Origin of the sequence: Streptomyces sp. NPDC005955, from assembly GCF_042871255.1 — a bacterium.
GTDB lineage: Bacteria > Actinomycetota > Actinomycetes > Streptomycetales > Streptomycetaceae > Streptomyces.
In genome coordinates, this window is sequence record NZ_JBIAIF010000005.1 from 433,325 (window position 1) to 452,775 (window position 19,451).

General features: G+C 72.6%; 19 protein-coding genes. 11 read left to right on the forward strand and 8 right to left on the reverse strand.

The annotated features are described in order from the left end of the window. Nucleotides 1-27: 27 nt before the first annotated feature. From ACFYOU_RS16150 to miaA, 3 genes are all read right to left on the reverse strand, one after another. On the reverse strand, nucleotides 28-2,184 hold the full coding sequence (locus ACFYOU_RS16150; RefSeq protein WP_391306253.1) for an HD domain-containing protein: 2,157 nt from the start codon (nucleotides 2,182-2,184) through the stop codon (nucleotides 28-30). Between the two features lie 293 nt (nucleotides 2,185-2,477). Continuing rightward, entirely contained in the window at nucleotides 2,478-2,996 is a 519-nt protein-coding gene (locus tag ACFYOU_RS16155; RefSeq protein WP_391306325.1) for a hypothetical protein, read from the reverse strand. Nucleotides 2,997-3,103: 107 nt separating this feature from the next. Continuing rightward, the gene (gene miaA, locus ACFYOU_RS16160) at nucleotides 3,104-4,042 is read right to left on the reverse strand and encodes a tRNA (adenosine(37)-N6)-dimethylallyltransferase MiaA (RefSeq protein WP_391306254.1); all 939 of its coding nucleotides are present in this window, start codon (nucleotides 4,040-4,042) and stop codon (nucleotides 3,104-3,106) included. Between the two features lie 184 nt (nucleotides 4,043-4,226). Between miaA and ACFYOU_RS16165 the strand changes: the two genes are divergently transcribed. Next, nucleotides 4,227-4,544: a hypothetical protein gene (locus ACFYOU_RS16165; RefSeq protein WP_391306256.1), complete on the forward strand. Its 318-nt coding sequence runs from the start codon at nucleotides 4,227-4,229 to the stop codon at nucleotides 4,542-4,544. 66 nt (nucleotides 4,545-4,610) lie between these two features. Here the strand turns inward: ACFYOU_RS16165 and ACFYOU_RS16170 are convergent, their stop codons facing one another. The 3 genes from ACFYOU_RS16170 to ACFYOU_RS16180 form a co-directional block, all read right to left on the reverse strand. Beyond that, nucleotides 4,611-5,330 (reverse strand): class III extradiol dioxygenase subunit B-like domain-containing protein, encoded by a 720-nt coding sequence (locus tag ACFYOU_RS16170; RefSeq protein WP_391306258.1) that lies wholly within the window; start codon nucleotides 5,328-5,330, stop codon nucleotides 4,611-4,613. A 58-nt stretch (nucleotides 5,331-5,388) separates the two neighbouring features. Next, nucleotides 5,389-6,894, reverse strand: a complete 1,506-nt coding sequence (gene miaB / locus ACFYOU_RS16175) for a tRNA (N6-isopentenyl adenosine(37)-C2)-methylthiotransferase MiaB (RefSeq protein ID WP_391306327.1) — start codon at nucleotides 6,892-6,894, stop codon at nucleotides 5,389-5,391. 201 nt (nucleotides 6,895-7,095) lie between these two features. Next, nucleotides 7,096-7,800, reverse strand: coding sequence for a polysaccharide deacetylase family protein (locus ACFYOU_RS16180; RefSeq protein WP_391306259.1), 705 nt, complete (start codon nucleotides 7,798-7,800; stop codon nucleotides 7,096-7,098). 207 nt (nucleotides 7,801-8,007) lie between these two features. Between ACFYOU_RS16180 and ACFYOU_RS16185 the strand changes: the two genes are divergently transcribed. Both ACFYOU_RS16185 and ACFYOU_RS16190 read left to right on the forward strand, forming a co-directional pair. Further along, nucleotides 8,008-9,087, forward strand: coding sequence for an SCO7460 family lipoprotein (locus ACFYOU_RS16185; protein ID WP_391306260.1), 1,080 nt, complete (start codon nucleotides 8,008-8,010; stop codon nucleotides 9,085-9,087). A gap of 38 nt (nucleotides 9,088-9,125) precedes the next feature. Beyond that, nucleotides 9,126-10,121, forward strand: coding sequence for a TAXI family TRAP transporter solute-binding subunit (locus tag ACFYOU_RS16190; RefSeq protein WP_391306262.1), 996 nt, complete (start codon nucleotides 9,126-9,128; stop codon nucleotides 10,119-10,121). 66 nt (nucleotides 10,122-10,187) lie between these two features. On the opposite strand, the gene ACFYOU_RS16195 is transcribed toward ACFYOU_RS16190, so the two are convergent. Next, a complete protein-coding gene (locus tag ACFYOU_RS16195) occupies nucleotides 10,188-11,591 on the reverse strand; it encodes an ATP-binding protein (protein WP_391306263.1) in 1,404 nt (467 codons plus the stop codon). A 9-nt stretch (nucleotides 11,592-11,600) separates the two neighbouring features. Then, a complete protein-coding gene (locus ACFYOU_RS16200) occupies nucleotides 11,601-12,296 on the reverse strand; it encodes a winged helix-turn-helix domain-containing protein (protein ID WP_391306264.1) in 696 nt (231 codons plus the stop codon). A gap of 279 nt (nucleotides 12,297-12,575) precedes the next feature. Between ACFYOU_RS16200 and ACFYOU_RS16205 the strand changes: the two genes are divergently transcribed. The 8 genes from ACFYOU_RS16205 (at nucleotide 12,576) to ACFYOU_RS16240 (ending at nucleotide 19,426) form a co-directional block, all read left to right on the forward strand. Next, nucleotides 12,576-13,352, forward strand: a complete 777-nt coding sequence (locus tag ACFYOU_RS16205) for an amino acid ABC transporter ATP-binding protein (RefSeq protein ID WP_389767911.1) — start codon at nucleotides 12,576-12,578, stop codon at nucleotides 13,350-13,352. A gap of 153 nt (nucleotides 13,353-13,505) precedes the next feature. Then, nucleotides 13,506-14,423, forward strand: a complete 918-nt coding sequence (locus ACFYOU_RS16210) for a transporter substrate-binding domain-containing protein (RefSeq protein ID WP_391306266.1) — start codon at nucleotides 13,506-13,508, stop codon at nucleotides 14,421-14,423. Nucleotides 14,424-14,577: 154 nt separating this feature from the next. Next, nucleotides 14,578-15,225: an amino acid ABC transporter permease gene (locus tag ACFYOU_RS16215; protein ID WP_385488615.1), complete on the forward strand. Its 648-nt coding sequence runs from the start codon at nucleotides 14,578-14,580 to the stop codon at nucleotides 15,223-15,225. Next, nucleotides 15,222-16,166: an ABC transporter permease subunit gene (locus ACFYOU_RS16220; protein WP_391306268.1), complete on the forward strand. Its 945-nt coding sequence runs from the start codon at nucleotides 15,222-15,224 to the stop codon at nucleotides 16,164-16,166. The genes ACFYOU_RS16215 and ACFYOU_RS16220 overlap by 4 nt, the downstream gene beginning before the upstream one ends. Before the next feature lie 286 nt (nucleotides 16,167-16,452). Further along, nucleotides 16,453-18,045, forward strand: coding sequence for an FAD-dependent monooxygenase (locus ACFYOU_RS16225; protein ID WP_391306270.1), 1,593 nt, complete (start codon nucleotides 16,453-16,455; stop codon nucleotides 18,043-18,045). Nucleotides 18,046-18,250: 205 nt separating this feature from the next. Beyond that, on the forward strand, nucleotides 18,251-18,319 hold the full coding sequence (locus ACFYOU_RS16230) for a putative leader peptide (RefSeq protein ID WP_385488716.1): 69 nt from the start codon (nucleotides 18,251-18,253) through the stop codon (nucleotides 18,317-18,319). Nucleotides 18,320-18,440: 121 nt separating this feature from the next. After that, on the forward strand, nucleotides 18,441-18,986 hold the full coding sequence (locus ACFYOU_RS16235; protein ID WP_391306272.1) for a cysteine dioxygenase: 546 nt from the start codon (nucleotides 18,441-18,443) through the stop codon (nucleotides 18,984-18,986). Continuing rightward, nucleotides 18,983-19,426 (forward strand): rhodanese-like domain-containing protein, encoded by a 444-nt coding sequence (locus ACFYOU_RS16240; protein WP_391306274.1) that lies wholly within the window; start codon nucleotides 18,983-18,985, stop codon nucleotides 19,424-19,426. Before ACFYOU_RS16235 ends, ACFYOU_RS16240 begins: the two co-directional genes overlap by 4 nt. Nucleotides 19,427-19,451 lie beyond the last annotated feature (25 nt).

The following is a 19,451-nucleotide window of genomic DNA, read 5'->3' on the forward strand; positions in this document are numbered from 1 at the left end:
CGCCGGTGCGGGTCGCCGGGCAGGGCGCTACGAGGGGGCGACCGCCGGGTGTTGGGCGCGGCTGACGTCGTAGACCCCGGCGACGTTGCGCATGGCCTTGATCAGGGCGGGCAGCCGTGCCGCATCGGGGAGTTGGAGGGTGTACGTGTGGCGGACCTGCTGGCGGGAGGGGGGTTCGACGGTGGCCGAGACCACGGCGACGCCTTCCTGGGCGATGGCCTCCGTGAGGTCGGCGAGGAGGTGCGGGCGTCCGAAGGACTCGGCGACCAGGGTGACGCGGTACTCGGCGGTGTCGCCCCAGCGCACTCCGACCTCGGGGCGGGCGACCTCCTTCATCCGGGTGACCGAGGAGCAGGCGACCCGGTGGACGGTGACGACTCCCCCGCGCACGGCGAAGGCGGTGATCTCGTCGGGTGGTACGGGGGTGCAACAGCCCGCCAGGCGTACCGAGGCGCCGGGGATGTCGACGAGGGCGCCCGCGCCCACCGGGCGGGAGGAGGGGGCCGGCTGGGGCGCCCGGGGGGTGGCCTCGGGGGTTTCGGCGGCCTCGGGGTGATCGGTGAGCCAGCGTTGGATGGCGATCCGTGCGCCCGGGGCCACGGCGTGGTCCAGCCACTCCCGGGAGGGGCCGGACGCCGTGTCCTGGCTCATCAGCAGCTGCACCGTGTCGCCGTCGCGCAGCACGGTGCCGAGGGCCGCCAGGCGGCCGTTGACCCGGGCTCCGATGCAGGCGTGGGCGTCCTCGCCGTACTGCGCGTAGGCGGCGTCCACGCAACTGGCCCCGACCGGGAGGCCGAGGGTGCGGCCGTCGGTGCGGAACACGGTGATCTCGCGGTCCTGGGCGAGGTCCTCGCGCAGGGCGGACCAGAAGGTGTCGGGGTCGGGGGCGGAGCGCTGCCACTCCAGGAGGCGGGAGAGCCAGCCCGGTCGGGTGGGGTCGGCCCGCTCGCCGTCGTTGACCCTGGCGCCCTCCGGACCTGCGGCGCCGGCCGGACCCCCCGGCAGGGCCGTGCCCTCGTCGGCGCCGCTCGGGTAGGGGCTGCCGAGGGCGACGACGCCGGCCTGCGCCGTCCGGTGCATCTGCTGGGTGCGCACCAGGACCTCGACGACCTCGCCGTCCCGGCGGGCCACGGCGGTGTGCAGGGACTGGTAGAGGTTGAACTTCGGTACGGCGATGAAGTCCTTGAACTCCGAGACGACCGGGGTGAAACAGGTGTGCAGTTCGCCGAGGACGGCGTAACAGTCGGCGTCCTCGGCGACGAGGACCAGCAGCCGTCCGAAGTCGGCGCCGCGCAGCTCGCCGCGCTTGTGGCGCACCCGGTTGACGGAGAACAGGTGGCGCGGTCTGATCTGGACCTCGGCCGGGATGTCGGCGTCCCGCAGCACGGCGCGCACCGCTTCGGCGGTGTCGGCGAGCGGGTCATCGGCCCGGGCCGCGTTCTCGCTGACGAGGTGCCGGGTCTGCGCGCACTCCTCGGGGTGGAGGATCGCGAAGACGAGGTCCTCCAGCTCGGTCTTGAGGGCCTGGACGCCGAGGCGTTCGGCGAGCGGGATGAGGACGTCCCGGGTGACCTTGGCGATGCGTTCCTGCTTCTCGCGACGCATCACGCTCAGGGTGCGCATGTTGTGGAGCCGGTCGGCGAGTTTGATCGACATCACCCGGACGTCGTTGCCCGTGGCGACGAGCATCTTGCGGAAGGTCTCGGGTTCGGCGGCGGCGCCGTAGTCGACCTTCTCCAGTTTGGTGACGCCGTCGACCAGGAAGCAGACCTCGTCGCCGAACTCCCGGCGCACCTGGTCCAGGGTCACCTCGGTGTCCTCGACGGTGTCGTGGAGCAGGGACGCCGTCAAGGTGGTGGCTTCGGCGCCGAGTTCGGCGAGGATCAGGGTGACCGCGAGCGGGTGGGTGATGTACGGCTCGCCGCTCTTGCGCATCTGCCCCCGGTGCGAGGACTCGGCGAGCAGGTAGGCGCGGTGCAGCGGTTCGCTGTCGGCGTCCGGGTGGTGGGCGCGGTGGGCCTCGACCACATGGCTGATGGCGTCCGGCAGTCGGTCCCGGGCGGCCGGCCCCAGCAGGGCGGCCCGTCCCAGTCGGCGCAGGTCGATGCGGGGGCGACCGCGCTTGCGATGTGCTCCGGGCGTGAAGGACAGGGGGGTCGCAGGGTTTGTGGCCTCCGCGCTCATGGGCACCTCCGGCTGCATCGACCGGCGGTGCGGAACGGTCGCCTCCAGACGTTCAACTGCTGGAGGTGTGCGGGTGTTCTCCCGTCCGGGCCGGTGCTTGATGCTACCGAGCCCACCACGCCCCCAGGACCCGCTCCCGTCGAGCGTGAAACGGATCACCCATTCGAGGGAGGGATCACGGGTTGGCGGTTGCGGAACCACGGCGGTTCGTTTCGGCCACCCTGCGGGGAATCAGCCGTTCGGAGCACCGGGACGGATCTGCCCGGGCAGGGAAACGCGGTCCGGGGAGCGCCTCAGCGCAGCCGCGCCACGCGCCACACCGCGAGCACGACCACCACGCTGACCACGACGACGTACAGGGCGATGATCCGCCAGTCGACCCGTCGGCCCGAGCCGCGCTGCGGGAGCCCGGGCCAGGTGTAGCCGACGCGGCGGGCGGCCATCATGCCCCACCCGGCGGCGCAGGAGCAGATCAGCAGCCCGAGCATGGCGACGACCGCACCGCCGTCCCCGAACTCGAAGGCGAGGGGGAAGGCGAACATCAGCGAGCCGAGGGTGCTGAGTCCGACGATGGGGGCGAGCTGCCACAGCCGCAGCTTGCGCTGGGGACGCAGTTCCACCTCGACCTCGACGCTGGAGTCGAGGTCCCGGGGGGCCAGTCCGTCCACGGTGCCGGGTTCGGCCGTCGCGTCGGGGCCGTCGGAGGTGAGCCCGTCGACGGCGGGGGCGGGCACGTGCGGCAGCCGGGCCGCGTCGTCAGGTCCGTCCCGCTGTTCTTCTGGCGCGGTGTCTCGTCGAGGGCCGGCCTCCATCGCCACGCGCCCTCCCACTCCGGACTCCACTGGTCGATCGTCGCTCGATGATGGCACGGCGGCGGGGGCCCCGATGACGGGCGGGGCGTCCCGATGCCATCACGTGATCAGGCTGTGACCGCTCGTTCGAGCAACGCCAGCGCCCGTTGCGGGAGTTCCCCGTGGTCCGACGCGGCGCCACTGAGCCAATGCACCCGGGGGTCGCGTCGGAACCACGAATCCTGACGGCGCGCGAAGCGTTTGGTGGCGCGTACGGTCTCGTCGCGCGCTTCCTGTTCGCTGCACTCCCCCGCGAGCGCCGCGAGGACCTGCTGGTACCCCAGCGCACGCGAGGCGGTGCGGCCGTCACGCAGACCGTGTTCGGCCAGGGCGCGCACCTCGTCCACCAGGCCGGCGTCCCACATCCGGTCCACGCGCGCGGAGATGCGCCCGTCGAGCTCGGCGCGGGGGACGTCGACCCCGATCTGCACGGTGTCGTAGACCGAGTCGTGACCGGGCAGGTTGGCGGTGAAGGGCTTCCCCGTGATCTCGATCACTTCGAGGGCCCGGACGATCCGGCGCCCGTTGCTCGGGAGGATCGCGCGACCCGCCGGCGGGTCGGCCGCGGCCAGCCGGGCGTGCAGGGCGCCGGAGCCGCGCAGGGCGAGTTCCTCCTCCAGGCGGGCCCGTACGTCGGGGTCGGTGCCGGGGAACTCCAGGTGGTCGATGGCGCCGCGGACGTACAGCCCGGAGCCGCCGACGAGGACCGGCCAGCGGCCGGCGGCGAGCAGCCGGTCGATCTCGGCACGGGCCAGCCGCTGGTACTCGGCGACGCTCGCGGTCACCGTGACGTCCCAGATGTCCAAGAGTCGGTGCGGGACGCCCCCGCGTTCCTCGGGCGTCAGCTTGGCGGTACCGATGTCCATCCCGCGGTAGAGCTGCATCGAGTCGGCGTTGACGACCTCGCCGCCGAGTCGCTGGGCGAGGAAGACGCCCAGATCGGACTTTCCTGCTGCGGTCGGCCCGACGACGGCGATGACCCGCGGCGCGGGGGGTGCGGTACTCACCGCACCAGTCTCGCAAACCTCACGGGGCTTCCCGAACGAGTTACGTGACGGGCCGCGTACGACGTCGTTGCCTGTTGCGAGGTCCTGGCGCCGGTGAGCGAGGAACGGGGAACTCTGGCGGCGCAATGGGCCGCACGGGAGCGGCGAAGGATGTCACCAGAACGAGCAGGTTATGGAGCACTTCATGAGCGTTTTCGCACGTTTCCTCCGTAAGTCGAAGAAGGCGGCCGACCCGGCGGCGGGCCGGGCGGACGGGACGGACGGGACGGGTGCCGACCCGGCGGCCGCCGATGCGTCGGACCCCGGGTCGGACCCCGGGACCGCCGCCGCCACGGAGGTCGCCGGGGACGCGTCCGCCCCCGCGGAGTCCGAGCGGGCCGAGCCGGCTCCCGCGGCGTCGGTGACCGAGCGCGGCGCCCCGACCGAGTCGGTGGAGATCCCCAAGCAGCAGTCCGCGGAGCGGGCCGCCGACAACGAGGCGGGCGAGGGCGCCCGCAAGTAGGCACGCGCGACCGCCCGGGAGCGTTCCCGGGCGGCGGCGCCACGAGGCCCCCGGACCGGGAGGTCGTCAGCTCCAGGAGGCCACGAAGTAGCCCACCCCGTAGGGCGCCGCTTCGTACAGGAGCCGCCCGCTCAGCCGGGCGCCGTCCGCGGCACCGTCGAGCACCTGCCAGGGGGACCGCCCCGAGATCATCAGGTCGCGGGCGAGATCGGCGTCCAGTGAGGGCAGGAACGTCCCGTCGTCCGTCCGCCCGAGGGCGCGGGCGAGGTCCGCGTCGACCCGTTCGGCCCGTTCGTCCAGGTAGCCGGGTGCCTTGAGGCTCCGGCGGGCGCTGCCGTCCCCCAGTACCAGCAGGGCGACGCGGTCGGCCGACGCCGCCGTACGGGCGCCGTCCCCGTGGTTGGCCCGGCGGTCGCGATCGGACCCCGCCGACAGGCCCCGCACCGGTCCCGTCCAGCCCGCCCGGTCGAGCAGCCAGGCGCCGACGGCCAGCGACACCGGCAGGGAGGGCCCCGGGGCGTCGGCGTCGGGTTCCGCCCGCCCCAGGCTCACGTCCAGCGGAACGCCGAAGGTGCGGAAGGTGCCGGGCGCGCCCTGCGGGTACCCGGTCCGATCGGGGCCGTCCGCGGGGCCGACGGCCACGATCAGATCGGGACGGGCCGCCAGGACGTCCCGCAGCGCGTCGTCGCACGCCGCGCGCAGCCCGTCGAGTTCCGGCGCGGCTCCCGAGGCGACCTCGGGCACGAGCAGGGGCGGACAGGGGCAGACGGCGGCGGCGACAAGCATGATCGGCAGCGTAGCCCCGGCACGGGGGTGACTCCCAGTGGGCCCGGGGCCGGGCGGCTCAGCCGGCGTCGCAGGCGCTGCCGCAGGCGCCGCCCGGTGCGGCGGGCAGGGGCTGGGGGACGCCGATACCGGGCAGGCCGAGCAGCACCCCGGCGGGCTTCGCGGTCTCCTGCGCGTTCCGCTTCTCCCAGGCGTCGCCCGCACGGGTGCGGCGCACCTTCAGGGCCTCCCCCTCGGCGAGGAGGTGGTGGGGGGCGGCGTAGGTGATCTCCACGGTGACCACGTCACCGGGGCGGACCTCCTCGGCGGGCTTGGTGAAGTGGACGAGGCGGTTGTCGGGGGCGCGGCCGGACAGCCGGTGGGTGGCGCCGTCCTTGCGGCCCTCGCCCTCGGCCACCATCAGGTCGAGGGTGCGACCGACCTGCGCCTTGTTCTCGTCCCAGGAGATCTCCTCCTGGAGGGCGACCAGGCGCTCGTAGCGGGCCTGCACGACCTCCTTGGGGATCTGGTCGGGCATGTCCGCCGCGGGGGTGCCGGGGCGCTTGGAGTACTGGAAGGTGTACGCCTGCGAGAAGCGGGCCTCGCGGACCGCGTGGAGGGTCTGCTCGAAGTCCTCCTCGGTCTCGCCGGGGAAGCCCACGATGATGTCCGTGGTGATCGAGGCGTGCGGGATGGCCGCACGGACCTTCTCGATGATGCCGAGGTAGCGCTCCTGGCGGTAGGAGCGGCGCATGGCCTTCAGCACGGTGTCCGAGCCGGACTGGAGCGGCATGTGCAGCTGCGGCATGACGTTGGGGGTCTCGGCCATGGCGGCGATCACGTCGTCGGTGAAGTCCCGGGGGTGCGGCGAGGTGAACCGGACGCGTTCCAGTCCCTCGATCGCGCCGCACGCGCGCAGCAGCTTGCTGAACGCCTCGCGGTCGCCGATGTCCGAGCCGTAGGCGTTGACGTTCTGGCCGAGCAGCGTGATCTCCGAGACGCCCTCGGCGACCAGGGCCTCGATCTCGGCGAGGATGTCGCCGGTGCGGCGGTCCTTCTCCTTGCCGCGCAGGGCGGGGACGATGCAGAAGGTGCAGGTGTTGTTGCAGCCGACGGAGATCGATACCCAGGCCGCGTAGGCGCTCTCGCGGCGCGTCGGCAGCGTGGACGGGAACGCCTCCAGCGACTCGGCGATCTCGACCTGGGCCTCTTCCTGGATGCGGGCCCGTTCCAGCAGCACCGGCAGCTTGCCGATGTTGTGGGTGCCGAAGACGACGTCGACCCAGGGGGCGCGCCGGACGATGGTGTCGCGGTCCTTCTGGGCCAGACAGCCGCCCACCGCGATCTGCATGCCCGGGCGCTTCGTCTTCATGGGGGCGAGCCGGCCGAGGTTGCCGTAGAGGCGGTTGTCGGCGTTCTCCCGGACCGCGCAGGTGTTGAAGACGACGACGTCGGCGTCGCCGTCGGAGCCCTCGGCGGCGCGGACGTAGCCGGCGCCCTCCAGCAGCCCCGACAGCCGTTCGGAGTCGTGGACGTTCATCTGGCACCCGTAGGTGCGCACTTCGTACGTTTTCAATCCGTCCACTGTTCCGCCAGCCACGTCGTTACCGCTCACCCGTCCAGGGTAAGCGCTCCGACCGACCACCCCACCGCCCCACCCGCCGGGGCGCCCCACCCACCAGGGGGCGCCCCCGCCAGGGGCGCGAGGAACTGCGCGAGCAACCCCCCACCCACCCGCAGGGGACAACGCCCCCCGGGAGGCCCCCCGCACGCGGGCCGGCCGCGATCAGTCGCGAACGTAATCGCGCAGCGCCGCCGGCTTCAGCCCCGCCGCATCAGCCGCAGCAAGCACCCGCGTCAGATCCTTCGCGAGGTTCGGAGTGAAGTGCAGCAGGACGATGTCCCCACGGCGCAGGTCGGGCGCGGCGGGCGCCGTGCCCCAGTCGGTCTGGTCGTGCGTCCAGGTGACCACCGCCTTGGAGCCGCAGGCACGGGCGGCGACCGCGGTGTCCCCGTTGAGCGCACCGAACGGCGGGCGGGTCAGTCGGGGCTCGGCCCCGAACGCGGCCAGATGCCGGTTGCGGGCCCCGCAGAGCTCGGCGCGCTGGCCCGCCGCGTCCAGGGTGGTGAGGTCGGGGTGGGTGACGCTGTGGTTCTCCAGGCGGGACGGCCCGTGGTCGAGCAGCTTGCGGTAGTAGGCGGCGTCCCACGAGTACGCGTCCGGCAGCACGAACAGGGACGCGGGCACCTGGCGGTCCAGGAGGATCTTGGCGGCCTCCGGATCGTGGTACCAGCCGTCGTCGATGGTGATGAAGACGACGGGGTCCCGGGTGTCGACCCGGTTGAGGACCGGCGCGGGCGGGGGCCAGGCCGCGGCGGTCGCCCCGGCGGCGGGCGCGGCGACGGCCTGGGTCGGCGCGGCGGGGCCCGCCAGGGCCAGGGCGGCGAGGAGCGGGGCGAGGACGGCGAGTGCTGCTCGGGGTCTCGGCATGGCCCGCATCATTGGTCCAGTCCAACGGTGGTGTCAATGGTCCGTATCCCGGCGGGAGTTGCCGGGTCGCGCACGGGGACGCCCGGGACAGCCGCCCGGCCGGCGGGTCCCGGGGGACCACCCCGACTTTGAGTAGGCGTACTCATCCGCCACCCCGACCGGCGCGCATAACCTCGGCCCGGCGGAACGGACGGCACGGGAGGCGACATGAAGTGGCGGCGGGGATGGGGGGCACCGGTCGCGGTGGCCCTGGCGGTACTGGTGAGCGGCTGCGTGACGTCTTCCCGTGAGGACCGCGGACGGGCCCAGGAACTGGCCGAGGAGGTCTACCCCGGGGAGCTGACCGTCATCGGCTCGCGCTCCCTCTTCCCCGCCGACGACGGCTCCGAGGTGACCTTCGCGGTCAAGGGCGACCCGGACGCGGTCGTGCGGCTGCGCGTCGACGACGAGAAGGGCACCTGCGAGCGGCGTTCGGCGTGCGAGCCCGCACTGCGGGCGGCCCGGGGGAAGGCGGAGGCCGAAGCGGGGGCGTGGCGGGCCCTCCGGCGGGAGTTCGCCCGCTGCGACTTCGACGTGCTCGGCGTCAAGCCCTCCGGCGGCACCCTCACCGAGCCGTGGATCGCGGCCGAGGTGAACGACGGGAACGTCGACGTGCTGCTGCTCAAGATCGGCACCTGTCTGGAGCAGTACGGGCAGCTCGTCCCCCGGCAGCGCCCCCTACCGGCCGCGACCCCCTCTCCCGGGGCGTCGCCGGGAGCCCCGCGGGCTGCGGTGCCCCCGGCGACGATCACGGTCAACATCGTCGACCCCTCGGTGGTCGGGGACCTCCCGCAGGGCAGGAAGGACCGACCCACCCTGGTCGGCAAGACCTCGACCGAGCTGTACGCGGCCCTGTCCCGGCGCACGTACCACGCGGCGGCCTACCGGTGGGCCGACAGCGGCATCGAACCGCGGCCCGAGTACGCCCGCCCGGTCATGCCGTTCGAGGAGAAGCAGGAGTTCTTGAAGGCGGTGCACACCAACGTCACCGGCTGGCTCAGGCCCCACGAGCCGGACGCCGTGGTCTCCGACTACGGCGGCGTCTGGCGTCTGGTCGAGGGGCGCGCGGACCGGTTGGAGGGGTACGTCAGGTACTGCGACGAGCCCCGCGGCGAGCGGCCGGCCTGCGCCGGCGACCACACACTCCACGTCACCACCGACCTGTCGGGACGGCTCGTCGGGGAACCGGTGGGCACCCGGAAGCTGCGCGCGGACGGCGGCCCGGGCGGCTCCTCGCCCGCCGCCTGACCCTGGCCAGCACCGCGGTGACCTGGCAGGATCGCGCCATGCTCCCCGCTCTGCCCCGCATCGACCGCCGCCGTGCCCTCCGCGGCGGTGCGGTGTCGCTCGTCGTGCTCGGTCTGCTGCTGTGGTGGGTGCTCCCGCTGGACGAGGCGACGCCGAGCGGCCGGGTCACGGTGAGCACCGGAGTGCACTCCGGCGTCTACGAACGCTACGGCCGGCTGCTGAAGGCCGCGCTGAAGGAGGACGCGCCGGGCCTGGACGTCCAGCTGAAGCCGAGTGAGGGTTCCCAGCAGAACGTGCAGCGCCTCGCCACCGGGACCGCCGACTTCACGGTGGCCGCCGCCGACGCCGTGGAGGAGTACCGGCTCGCCGGACGCCCCGGCGCGGACCGGCTCCAGGGCTGCGTGCGGCTGTACGACGACTACGTGCAGCTGGTCGTCCCGCGCTCCTCCTCGGTACTCACCGCCGAGCAACTGCGGGGCAAGCGGGTGGCCGTGGGGCAGGTGGGGTCGGGCGTGCGGCTGATAGCGGACCGGGTGCTGACCGCCGCGGGGCTCGACCCCCGGCGCGACATCGAGCCGGTGTCCATCGGCATCGACACGATGACCAGCGCGCTGAAGGCCGACGACATCGACGCCTTCTTCTGGTCCGGCGGTCTGCCCACCGCCTCGGTGCGGAAGCTCTCGGAGGAGTTCGACATCCGCTTCGTGGAACTGGGCGACCTGGTGGACGCCCTCCACGACCAGGGCGGGGCCTCGCGCTACTACCGGGCGTCCGTGATGCCCGCCGACGCCTACCCATCGGCCCAGCAGGGGGCGACGGTGTCCACCCTGTCGGTGGCAAACCTGCTCGTCACCACGGATCGCAGCAGTAGCGAACTGGCCGAGCTGCTCACCCGTACCGTGATAGACAGCCGAGACCACATCGGTAGCCGTGTCCACGCCGCTCAACTAGTCGACCTACGCACGGCCTTGTACACGGACCCCCTGCCGCTGCACGAGGGCGCCCGCAACTATTACCGCTCGGTGAAGCCGTGACCGCACCGGGCGCCCGGTCCTTGCGCACGGAGCGCGACCACCGTCACGGGCAGCGACCCCGCGCGGTCACTCCTCCCGGGCCCGGGGCACGCTGACCGTCACCCGCAGCCCGGCCGGCTCGCGCCGCGCGTAGGCGATCGTGCCGCCGCCCGGGGCCAACAGGGCCCGCGAGATGGACAGTCCGAGCCCCGAACCCTTGACGTTCTGGTGCTGGGCGCTGCGCCAGAACCGGTCCCCCACCCGGCCCAGTTCCTCATCGGTGAGTCCGGGCCCGGCGTCGCACACCTCGATCCGCGAACGGGCCCCGGCGGCGGCGACCGTGACCGCGACCTCGGCGCCCGGGGGCGAGAACTTGAGCGCGTTGTCGATGACCGCGTCCAGCACGCTGGACAGGGCGATCGGGTCCGCCCACGCGGTCAGCGCGGGCGTCCGCTGCCGCAGCCGGACCCCCTTGTCCTCGGCGAGGGGCCGCCACGCATCGGCCCGCTCGGCGGTCAGCGCACCCACGTCGACCAGCCTCAGGTTCGCCTCGGCGTGCTCGGCCAGCGCCAGGTCCAGCAGGTCGTCGAGCACCTGGGCGAGCCGCTTCCCCTCGGTCCGCACCGAGGCGACCTCGACATTGTCCTCCGGCAGCTCCAGGGCGAGCAGTTCGATCCGCAGCAACAGCGCGGCCAGCGGGTTGCGCAGCTGGTGGGAGGCGTCGGCGACGAACGCGCGCTGTTGCTCCAGCACGGTCTCGACGTGGTCGGCCATCTCGTTGAACGAGCCCGCCAGCCGCCGTAGTTCCGGCGGCCCGCCGAGGGAGGCGACCCGGGACTTGAGCCGGCCGGTGGCGATGTCGTGGGTGGTGGCGTCGAGGATGCGCACGGGGCGCAGCACCCAGCCGGTCAGCCGGAGCGCCGCCCCCACCGCGAGGAGCATCGCGGCGGCCTCCCCCGCGGCGATGAACAGCCAGCCGCGCAGGGTCTTGGCGCGCATCTGCTCGGTCGGCGAGTCGGTGACGACGACCGCGAGGACGTCCCCGTCCCGGATGACCGGCGAGGCCACGACGAGACGGCCGTCCTGCCACGGCCACACCTGGTCGGGGTCGTGCCCCGGGCGCGACAGCAGGGCCTCCTGGAACGCGTCGCGGACGTCCCCGTGGTCGGGGAGCCGCCAACTGGCCGGTGCGTTCGCCATCGGCTCGTCGTCGCGGTAGAAGACGCCCGCCCGGATGCCGTACACCGCGTGGTAGCGGGAGAGTTCCTGTCGCAGGGTCTCCCGCCGCTCGTCGGTGGTCGACACCCGCGAACCGGAACTGCGGGCGGTCACGAACTGGGCCAGCGAGGCGAACCGGGCGGTGTCGTCGATCCGGTCGATGACGACCGTCTGCTGTTGCTGTGCCGCCACGCTCGCCCCCAGCGGGAAGCCGAGGGCGAGCAGCACCCCGGCCATGAGGACGATCAGCAGCGGAAGGAGGCGTGCGCGCACCCGCGGCCTCTACGGCGTCGGGGCGACGAGCCGGTAGCCCACGCCCCGCACGGTCTCTATCAGGGCCGGCATGCGCAGCTTGGAGCGCAGGGACGCCACGTGTACCTCCAGGGTGCGCCCCGTGCCCTCCCAGCTGGTGCGCCACACCTCGCTGATGATCTGCTCGCGCCGGAACACCACCCCGGGGCGCTGCGCGAGGAGGGCCAACAGGTCGAACTCCTTGCGGGTGAGCGGCACGGCGACCCCGTCGACGGTGACCCGGCGGTTGGGCAGTTCGATGCGCACCGGGCCGAGTGCGAGGTCGTCGGTCGCGGGCGCCGCCTCGTCGGGGACGGTGCGTCGGCTGACGGCGTGGATGCGGGCGAGGAGTTCCCCGGTGTCGTACGGCTTCACCACGTAGTCGTCGGCACCGAGGTTGAGGCCGTGTATCCGGGAGCGCACGTCGGACCGGGCGGTGACCATGATGACCGGGACGGCGCTGCGCTTGCGGATCTTGCCGCAGACCTCGTAGCCGTCCTGGTCGGGCAGTCCCAGGTCGAGCAGGACGACCGCGAACGGCGGCTTGCCGGGCGCCGTGTCGGGCAGCAGCGCGCGCAGCGCTTCCTCGCCGCTGCGGGCGTGCACGACGCTGATGCCGTGCCGGGCCAGGATCGCGGACAGCGCGGCGGCGACGTGGTCGTCGTCCTCCACGAGGAGGAGTCTCATGCCGGCTCCCTCCGGTTCGTGGCATGCGTGGCGCTCCGTGGGCGCGGGGCGCGCACAGGTGCTCCACAGCATCCATGCGGATCGGAAAGGACCACGTCAAGGGGCATGGGACGCCGCACTCCGACCGTTACGTACCCGGTACGCGGCCCCGCACTCCCCCTCACGAAGAGTGAGTATCGGCTATCAGATCGTTATGCTCAAGTTCCGCTCAGATGTACTGACGATGGCATTGACGCATCACTACTGTCCTCACAACCGAGGAGGACGGAGGGATGGCCGATGACTGAAGTATCGGTGACCAAGGACGCCGTACCCGCGGCCGAGGACCTGGTCGTGCTGAAGGGCGTGAACAAGCACTTCGGCGCTCTGCACGTGCTCCAGGACATCGATCTGACCATCGCCCGCGGTGAGGTCGTCGTGGTGATCGGCCCCTCCGGCTCGGGCAAGTCGACGCTGTGCCGGACGATCAACCGGCTGGAGGCCGTCGACTCGGGCGACATCAGCATCGACGGACGCCCGTTGCCCCAGGAGGGCCGCGAACTCGCCCGGCTGCGCGCCGATGTCGGCATGGTCTTCCAGTCGTTCAACCTGTTCGCCCACAAGACCGTGTTGGAGAACGTGGTGCTGGGCCAGACGAAGGTCCGCAAGACGGACCGGAAGACGGCCGAGGACAAGGCGCGCACGCTCCTCGACCGCGTCGGCGTCGCCAGCCAGGCGGACAAGTACCCGGCGCAGCTGTCGGGCGGCCAGCAACAACGCGTGGCCATCGCACGGGCGTTGGCGATGGGTCCCAAGGTGATGCTCTTCGACGAGCCCACCTCGGCCCTCGACCCGGAGATGATCAACGAGGTGCTGGAGGTCATGCAGCAGCTCGCCCGGGACGGCATGACCATGGTCGTCGTCACCCATGAGATGGGCTTCGCCCGCTCCGCGGCCAACCGGGTCGTCTTCATGGCCGACGGCCGCATCGTCGAACAGGCCGCCCCGGAGCAGTTCTTCAACAACCCGCGCAGCGACCGCGCCAAGGACTTCCTGTCGAAGATCCTGCACCACTGAGAGCGCCGCGCCACCGCGGGCCGGCCCTTCGGGAGCGACGGCCCGCTCCGCGGTACCCGCCCGTCCGGGCGCCGCGCTCCCGCGCGGCGACCCGCCCCGCCGACGGCGCGGGTCCACCGACCCCGTCGATCCCGCCGACCCGAAGGATCTCTCATGAAGCTCCGCCAGTCCGCCGCCGTGGCGGCGATCGCCGTGCTCGCGCTCACCGCCACCGCCTGCGGCGGTGAGTCCGGAAACGCCGGCGACAAGCCCGGGGGCGGCGCCGAGGGCAAGGACGCCCCGAAGCTGCCGACGTACGTGGTGGCCAAGGACGTCTCCATCGACTCCCCCGTCCTCAAGAAGGCCCAGTCGGCCGGCAAGCTCGTCTTCGGCGCCAAGAGCGACCAGCCGTTCCTCGGCTTCGAGGACACCGACGGCAAGCGCTCCGGCTTCGACATCGAGATCGCCAAGATGGTCGCCGCCGACCTGGGGTTCGCGCCGGACAAGCTGGAGTTCAAGACCGTGGACTCCAACGTCCGCGAGACCGCCATCTCCAAGGGCGAGGTCGATCTGTACGTCGGGACGTACACGATCAACGACGAGCGCAAGAAGCAGGTCGGCTTCGCCGGGCCGTACTTCCTCGCGGGCGCCGACCTGCTGGTCCGCAAGGACGAGTCGGGCATCACCGGTCCCGACAGCCTCAAGGGCAAGACGGTGTGTTCGATCAAGGGCTCCACCCCGCTCCAGGAGATCAAGAAGCCCAAGTACGGCGCGAAGACGATCGAGCTGTCCAAGTACTCCGAGTGCGTGCAGCAGCTCCTCAACAACGAGGTCGACGCGGTCACCACGGACGACGCCATCCTCAAGGGTTACGCCGCCCAGCGGCCCACCAAGCTCAAGGTGATCGGCAAGCCGTTCACCGAGGAGCCCTACGGCATCGGCATGGCCAAGGACGACAAGGCCCTGCGGGACGCCGTGACGAACGCGCTGGAGGCGCACCAGAAGAGCGGCGACTACAAGAAGGCGTACGAGGCGACGCTCGGTCTGTCCGGCTCCGCCTACGTCGAGCCCCCGGCGCTCGAACGCTACTGACGCCGCTCGCTGACTCGTCGGGCGGCGGCGTCCCATCGCGCCGCCGCCCGACGGCACCGGTCCACCGGCAGCACTCCGGCCGCCCCGGGCCTCCCACGAGGAACCGCCCGGCGGTGGCCCTCCCTGCCCGCCCGCCGCCCACGAGGACGTCCCCGTGAACGTACTGCTCGACCATCTCCCGGAGTTCCGCGAGGGGTTCATCGGCACCATCCTGCTGACGCTGGCCAGCGGACTGCTCGCCCTGGTGCTGGGGGTCATCGTCGCCGGATTCCGGGTCTCCCCGATCCCGCCGCTGCGACTCTTCGGCACGGTCTGGGTGACCCTGTTCCGCAACACCCCCCTGACCCTGCTCTTCCTGGTCGTCTGGTTCGTGGTCCCGGTCATCTTCATGCCCGGACTCAACCCCTGGACCAAGGCGCTGCTGGCGCTGGGCTGCTACACCTCGGCGTTCGTCTGCGAGGCGGTCCGCTCGGGCATCAACACGGTTCCCCTCGGCCAGGCGGAGGCGGCGCGCTCGCTGGGCATGACGTTCTCCCAGACCCTGCGGCTGATCGTGCTCCCGCAGGCCACCCGGACGGTGCTGCCGCCGCTCAGTTCCATCTTCATCGCGCTGACCAAGAACTCCGCCATCGCCGGTGCGTTCAGCGCCACCGAGTTGTTCGGCGTGCAGAAGCTCCTGAGCGACAAGGGCTTCGACATCGCCTGGATCTTCCTGTGGGTGGCCCTCGGCTACCTGATCGTCACCTTCACCATCAGCGGCTTGTTCCGGCTGCTGGAGCGACGCCTGGGGGTCGCCCGATGAGTTCCAGCGTCCTGTACGACACACCGGGCCCGAAGGCGCGGGTGCGCAACCGGCTGTTCACCGTGATCGGTTCGGCGGCCGTGCTCGGTCTGGTCGTGTTCGCGATCTACCGACTGAACGTCAAGGGCCAGTTGGAGCCCGAGGTCTGGAACATCTTCAACAACGCGGGGGTGCGCGCCAGGATCCGCGACGGCCTGCTGAGCACCCTGACGGTGTTCGCCCTCGCGGGCGTGCTGTCGTTGCTCCTCGGGGTGCTCCTCGCGGTGGCGCGGCTCTCCGACCACAAGGCCGTCTCCATCGCGGCCACCTGGTTCATCGAGCTGTTCCGGGCGATCCCCCTGCTGATCACCATCTACGCCCTGTGGGTGCTGTTCCTCTCCAACCGGAACGAACTCGGGGTCATCGGCGAGAACAGCGCCTTCTGGGGCCTGGTCATCGGGCTCACCGTCTACAACGGCTCGGTCCAGGCGGAAGTGCTGCGCGCGGGCATCAACGCGGTGCCCCGCGGACAGGTGGAGGCCGCGTACGCGCTGGGCCTGCGCAAGTCGCAGGTGATGGTGATGCTCCAACTGCCGCAGGCGATCCGTTCGATGCTGCCGTCGATCATCAGCCAGCTGGTGGTGACCCTGAAGGACACCTCCCTCGGTTACGTCATCCTCTTCCCGGAACTCCTCTACGAGGCCCGGAAGATGGCCACCACCATCATCGTGAACGACGAGAACCCGATCACTCCGATCGTGATCGTCGTGGGCACCATCTACGTCGCGCTCTGCCTGGCCCTTTCCTCGCTGGCGAGTTGGATCGAGAAGCGGGGCAGCCGGGCCAAGACCGGCCCGCAGATCACGCCCGCCGGCGGACAGCTGGCCGACGGGGCCGTCCCCGGGCCGACGACCGGCGGCGGCACCGGCGCCGCCGCGGCGAACAAGGTCGATCTGCCCTGAGCGGACTGCGGGCGCCCCGGCCGCCACGGTGACCCCGTGCGTCCCCGGGCGGTCTGGGCGCGTGCCGGCCGGTCGCGTACCGTGGGCCCCTGACGTCGTGCGACCCGTGCGTTGGGCCATGGAGGCAGTGGGGTCATCGCCACTGCCTCCGTCACTTGACGCAAGCACCGGCAATGGGTTGCATACGTTCTGTGATCGTGCACCCCGTTCCTTCGTTCCGCCTCAGTACGTCCCGTACAGCTGACCTGACGTCGCGGACTCCACTCCGGGCAGGGGGCGCCACTCCGTGGACCCGGTGATCGTTGTCGGAGCGGGCCCCGTGGGGCTCACGCTCGCCCTCGCCCTCGCCCGGTCCGGCGTCCCGAGCGTCCTCCTCGACGAAGGCCCCGGCAAGGAGGAACCGCGCCCGGCGCGCACGGCGGTGCTGCACGACGACACGGTGCGGTGGGTCGAGCAACTGATCGGCGCGTCCTTCACCGAAGCGGGCACCGGAACCCGCTGGACCGGCTGGCGGGCCCTGCGCCGCAAGCAGTCCGTCCAGCAACTCGCCTTCGACCACGCGACCCCCTCCCCGCTCCACCTGGCGCAGCACGCCCTGACGGGTGCGCTGCGCGAGGCGATCGACGGACAGAGCCTCGTGAAGGTCGCCGTCGACAGCCGGGTGGACGGCGTCGAGCAGGACGGATCGGGGCTGACCGTGCACACCCGGGGCCCCAAGGGCACCTGGTGGCGCGGGAGTTACCTGGTGGGCTGCGACGGCCCCCGGTCCACGGTCCGCAAGCTCCTCGACATCCGCTTCCCCGGGCGCACCGCCGTCGAACGCCACGCGGTGGCCACCTTGCGCACCGAACTCCCCCACCCCGGCGAGGCGTTGGTGCACCGGATGCCACCGTGGCGGCTGTCGGGCACCGAGGTGACCGGCCGCCCCCTGCCCGACGGGTCGTGGCGCCTGGACTGGCTGTTGCCCCCGAAGAACGAACTGGTCACCCCGGACGCCCTGGTCGCCCGGGTGCACGAGACCCTGACCGGTTGGAACGGCGGCAGCGCGCCCGCCTACGAACTCGTCGACACCGGGGTCCACACCGTCCACCACCGGCTCGCCCGCAGATGGCGGGTCGGCCGGGCGTTCCTCGCGGGGGACGCCGCCCACCTGCTCGGCGCCCTCGGCACCCAAGGGCTGGACGAGGGCCTGCGGGACGCGAACAACCTCGCCTGGAAGCTCGCCCACGCCTGGCACCACGGACCCGCCGACGGCCTGCTCGCCAGCTACCAGACCGAGCGCCGCGCCGTGGTCGCCGCCCGGCTGCGCGCCGCCGACCAGGCACTGCCCCTGCTGCGCGGCGGGGGCGGGCTGCGGTCCTACGTGCCCGGGGCCGCCCGGGGGCACGACGCCCTGCTCACGGACGGGCATCTGGGACGCGGTGCGCTGGGCGCGCCCGGCACGTACGCGGGCTCGCCCCTCACCCCCGCGCCGTCCCCGTCGGCGGTTCCGGTGGGCACGGCTCCGGGCGAACCGGTGGCCGATGTGGTGGTGACCGCCGAGGACGGCACCTTCGTGCAGCTCCGGGACCGGCTGGGGCTCGGTCACCTGGTGGTGCTGCTGGTCGCACCGGGCACCGGCGTGTGGGAACGACGGCACTGGGCGAGCGCGGGCCTCATGCCCCGGCTCACGGCCGCCGTGTCCGCGCTCCCCTGCCGGGCCGAACTCCTCGTCACGGAGTCCTACCTCGACGCGGCGGCCCACACCGTGCTCCTCGTCCGTCCGGACGGGCATCTGGCGGCCACCTTCAACGGGGTGCAGCCGGTCGAGTTGTACGCGGCGGCGGACACCGTGCTGGGCGGGGCCGAGCAGCCGGCGGAGGCCGCCGACCCGGTGTGAGCACCGGCCGCCGGGGGTGTGAGCACCGGCCGCCGCGGGGCGTGAGCAGCGGTCGTCGGGGCGGGGGCGCACGCCGGAGCAGGCGTGCTCAGGACGGCTACCGGGCGCCCGCGGGGGCTGCTCCCAGGGGGAACGTCCGCCCCGTGACACTCGGTTGACCACCTCACGGCACCGTGGTGTACTCCGGAACGTGACCGACACCGATGTGCGCCTGTGGCGGAGGGTCCATATGGACCTGGTCCGCTACGCGGGCTGCGTGTGTCGCTGGTCCTGACTTTCGCCCCCTCCTGCCACTCCGCCGCCGTTCGGTCCGGTCCCGTACGCGGGCACGTCCTCGTGCACTGCGTCCCGTCGACGGCGGGCGGGTGGTTCCTGCGAACCTTCAGGACGGCACCGTGCCCCCTTCCGCGCCCGTAGCCCCCTCCCCGTACTCCGCCCCGTCCCCGCGGACGCCGATGCAGGCGGAACTCCTCGACTTCGTCCGTCGCGTCGCCGCGGACGAGGACCTCGTCGCTTCCCTCCCCCTCGACCCGGAGGGCCGCACCTGGGTGCGGCTCGAAGGCCCCGGCGGCAGCGAAGCCTGGCTCATCGGCTGGCCGCCCGGCACCGGCACCGGCTGGCACGACCACGCCGAATCCGTCGGCGCCTTCCTCACCGCCCGCGGTGAACTGCGGGAACACTCCGTTAGCGCCCGACTGCCCACCGAGGGCTGGCTCACCCTCGAGCTCAGCGAGGGCCTCGACCGCACGCGGCGGCTGACCGCGGGGAAGGGGCGCTCCTTCGGACGGCACCACGTGCACGAGGTGCTGAACGAGTCACCGACCGAACACGCCGTCTCCGTGCACGCCTACTACCCGCCGTTGCCCCGGATCCGGCGGTACAGCCGCTCGGGACGGGTGATGCGGCTGGAGCACGTCGAACTCCCGGAGGACTGGCAGTGAGCGACGCGAACAGCACGACCGGCGCGGTGTCCGTGGACGTGCACCTGGAACGGGTGCGCTCCGGTCTCGACCGGCTCGCCCCCGAGGACGCGCACGCCGCCGCCGGGGCGGGTGACGCCCTCCTGGTCGACATCCGGTACGCCGCCCTCCGGGACCGGGACGGTCTGATCCCGGGGGCCCTGGTGGTGGAACGCAACGAGTTGGAGTGGCGCCTCGATCCGCTCGGCAGCCATCGTGCGGCCGAGGCGACCGGCCACGACCTGCGGGTGGTGGTGGTCTGCAACGAGGGGTACGCATCGAGTCTGGCCGCCGAGTCGTTGCACCGGCTCGGGCTGCGGCGGGCGACCGACCTGGTGGGCGGCTTCCAGGCGTGGCGCGCCGCGGGGCTGCCCGTCACCGGCCCGGCGGAGCCCCTGACGGCCGCACCGGACGGCGGCTGACGCACCCGACGGCCATCGGCCCGGG

Coding starts and splice junctions, on each gene's coding strand:
- ACFYOU_RS16170 (WP_391306258.1), bottom strand. CDS start 5,330: ATGCTTGTCGCCGCCGCCGTCTGCCCCTGTCCGCCCCTGCTCGTGCCC.
- ACFYOU_RS16190 (WP_391306262.1), top strand. CDS start 9,126: ATGCTCCCCGCTCTGCCCCGCATCGACCGCCGCCGTGCCCTCCGCGGC.
- ACFYOU_RS16220 (WP_391306268.1), top strand. CDS start 15,222: ATGAGTTCCAGCGTCCTGTACGACACACCGGGCCCGAAGGCGCGGGTG.
- ACFYOU_RS16150 (WP_391306253.1), bottom strand. CDS start 2,184: ATGAGCGCGGAGGCCACAAACCCTGCGACCCCCCTGTCCTTCACGCCC.
- ACFYOU_RS16180 (WP_391306259.1), bottom strand. CDS start 7,800: ATGCCGAGACCCCGAGCAGCACTCGCCGTCCTCGCCCCGCTCCTCGCC.
- ACFYOU_RS16155 (WP_391306325.1), bottom strand. CDS start 2,996: ATGGAGGCCGGCCCTCGACGAGACACCGCGCCAGAAGAACAGCGGGAC.
- ACFYOU_RS16165 (WP_391306256.1), top strand. CDS start 4,227: ATGAGCGTTTTCGCACGTTTCCTCCGTAAGTCGAAGAAGGCGGCCGAC.
- ACFYOU_RS16200 (WP_391306264.1), bottom strand. CDS start 12,296: ATGAGACTCCTCCTCGTGGAGGACGACGACCACGTCGCCGCCGCGCTG.
- ACFYOU_RS16205 (WP_389767911.1), top strand. CDS start 12,576: ATGACTGAAGTATCGGTGACCAAGGACGCCGTACCCGCGGCCGAGGAC.
- ACFYOU_RS16210 (WP_391306266.1), top strand. CDS start 13,506: ATGAAGCTCCGCCAGTCCGCCGCCGTGGCGGCGATCGCCGTGCTCGCG.
- ACFYOU_RS16185 (WP_391306260.1), top strand. CDS start 8,008: ATGAAGTGGCGGCGGGGATGGGGGGCACCGGTCGCGGTGGCCCTGGCG.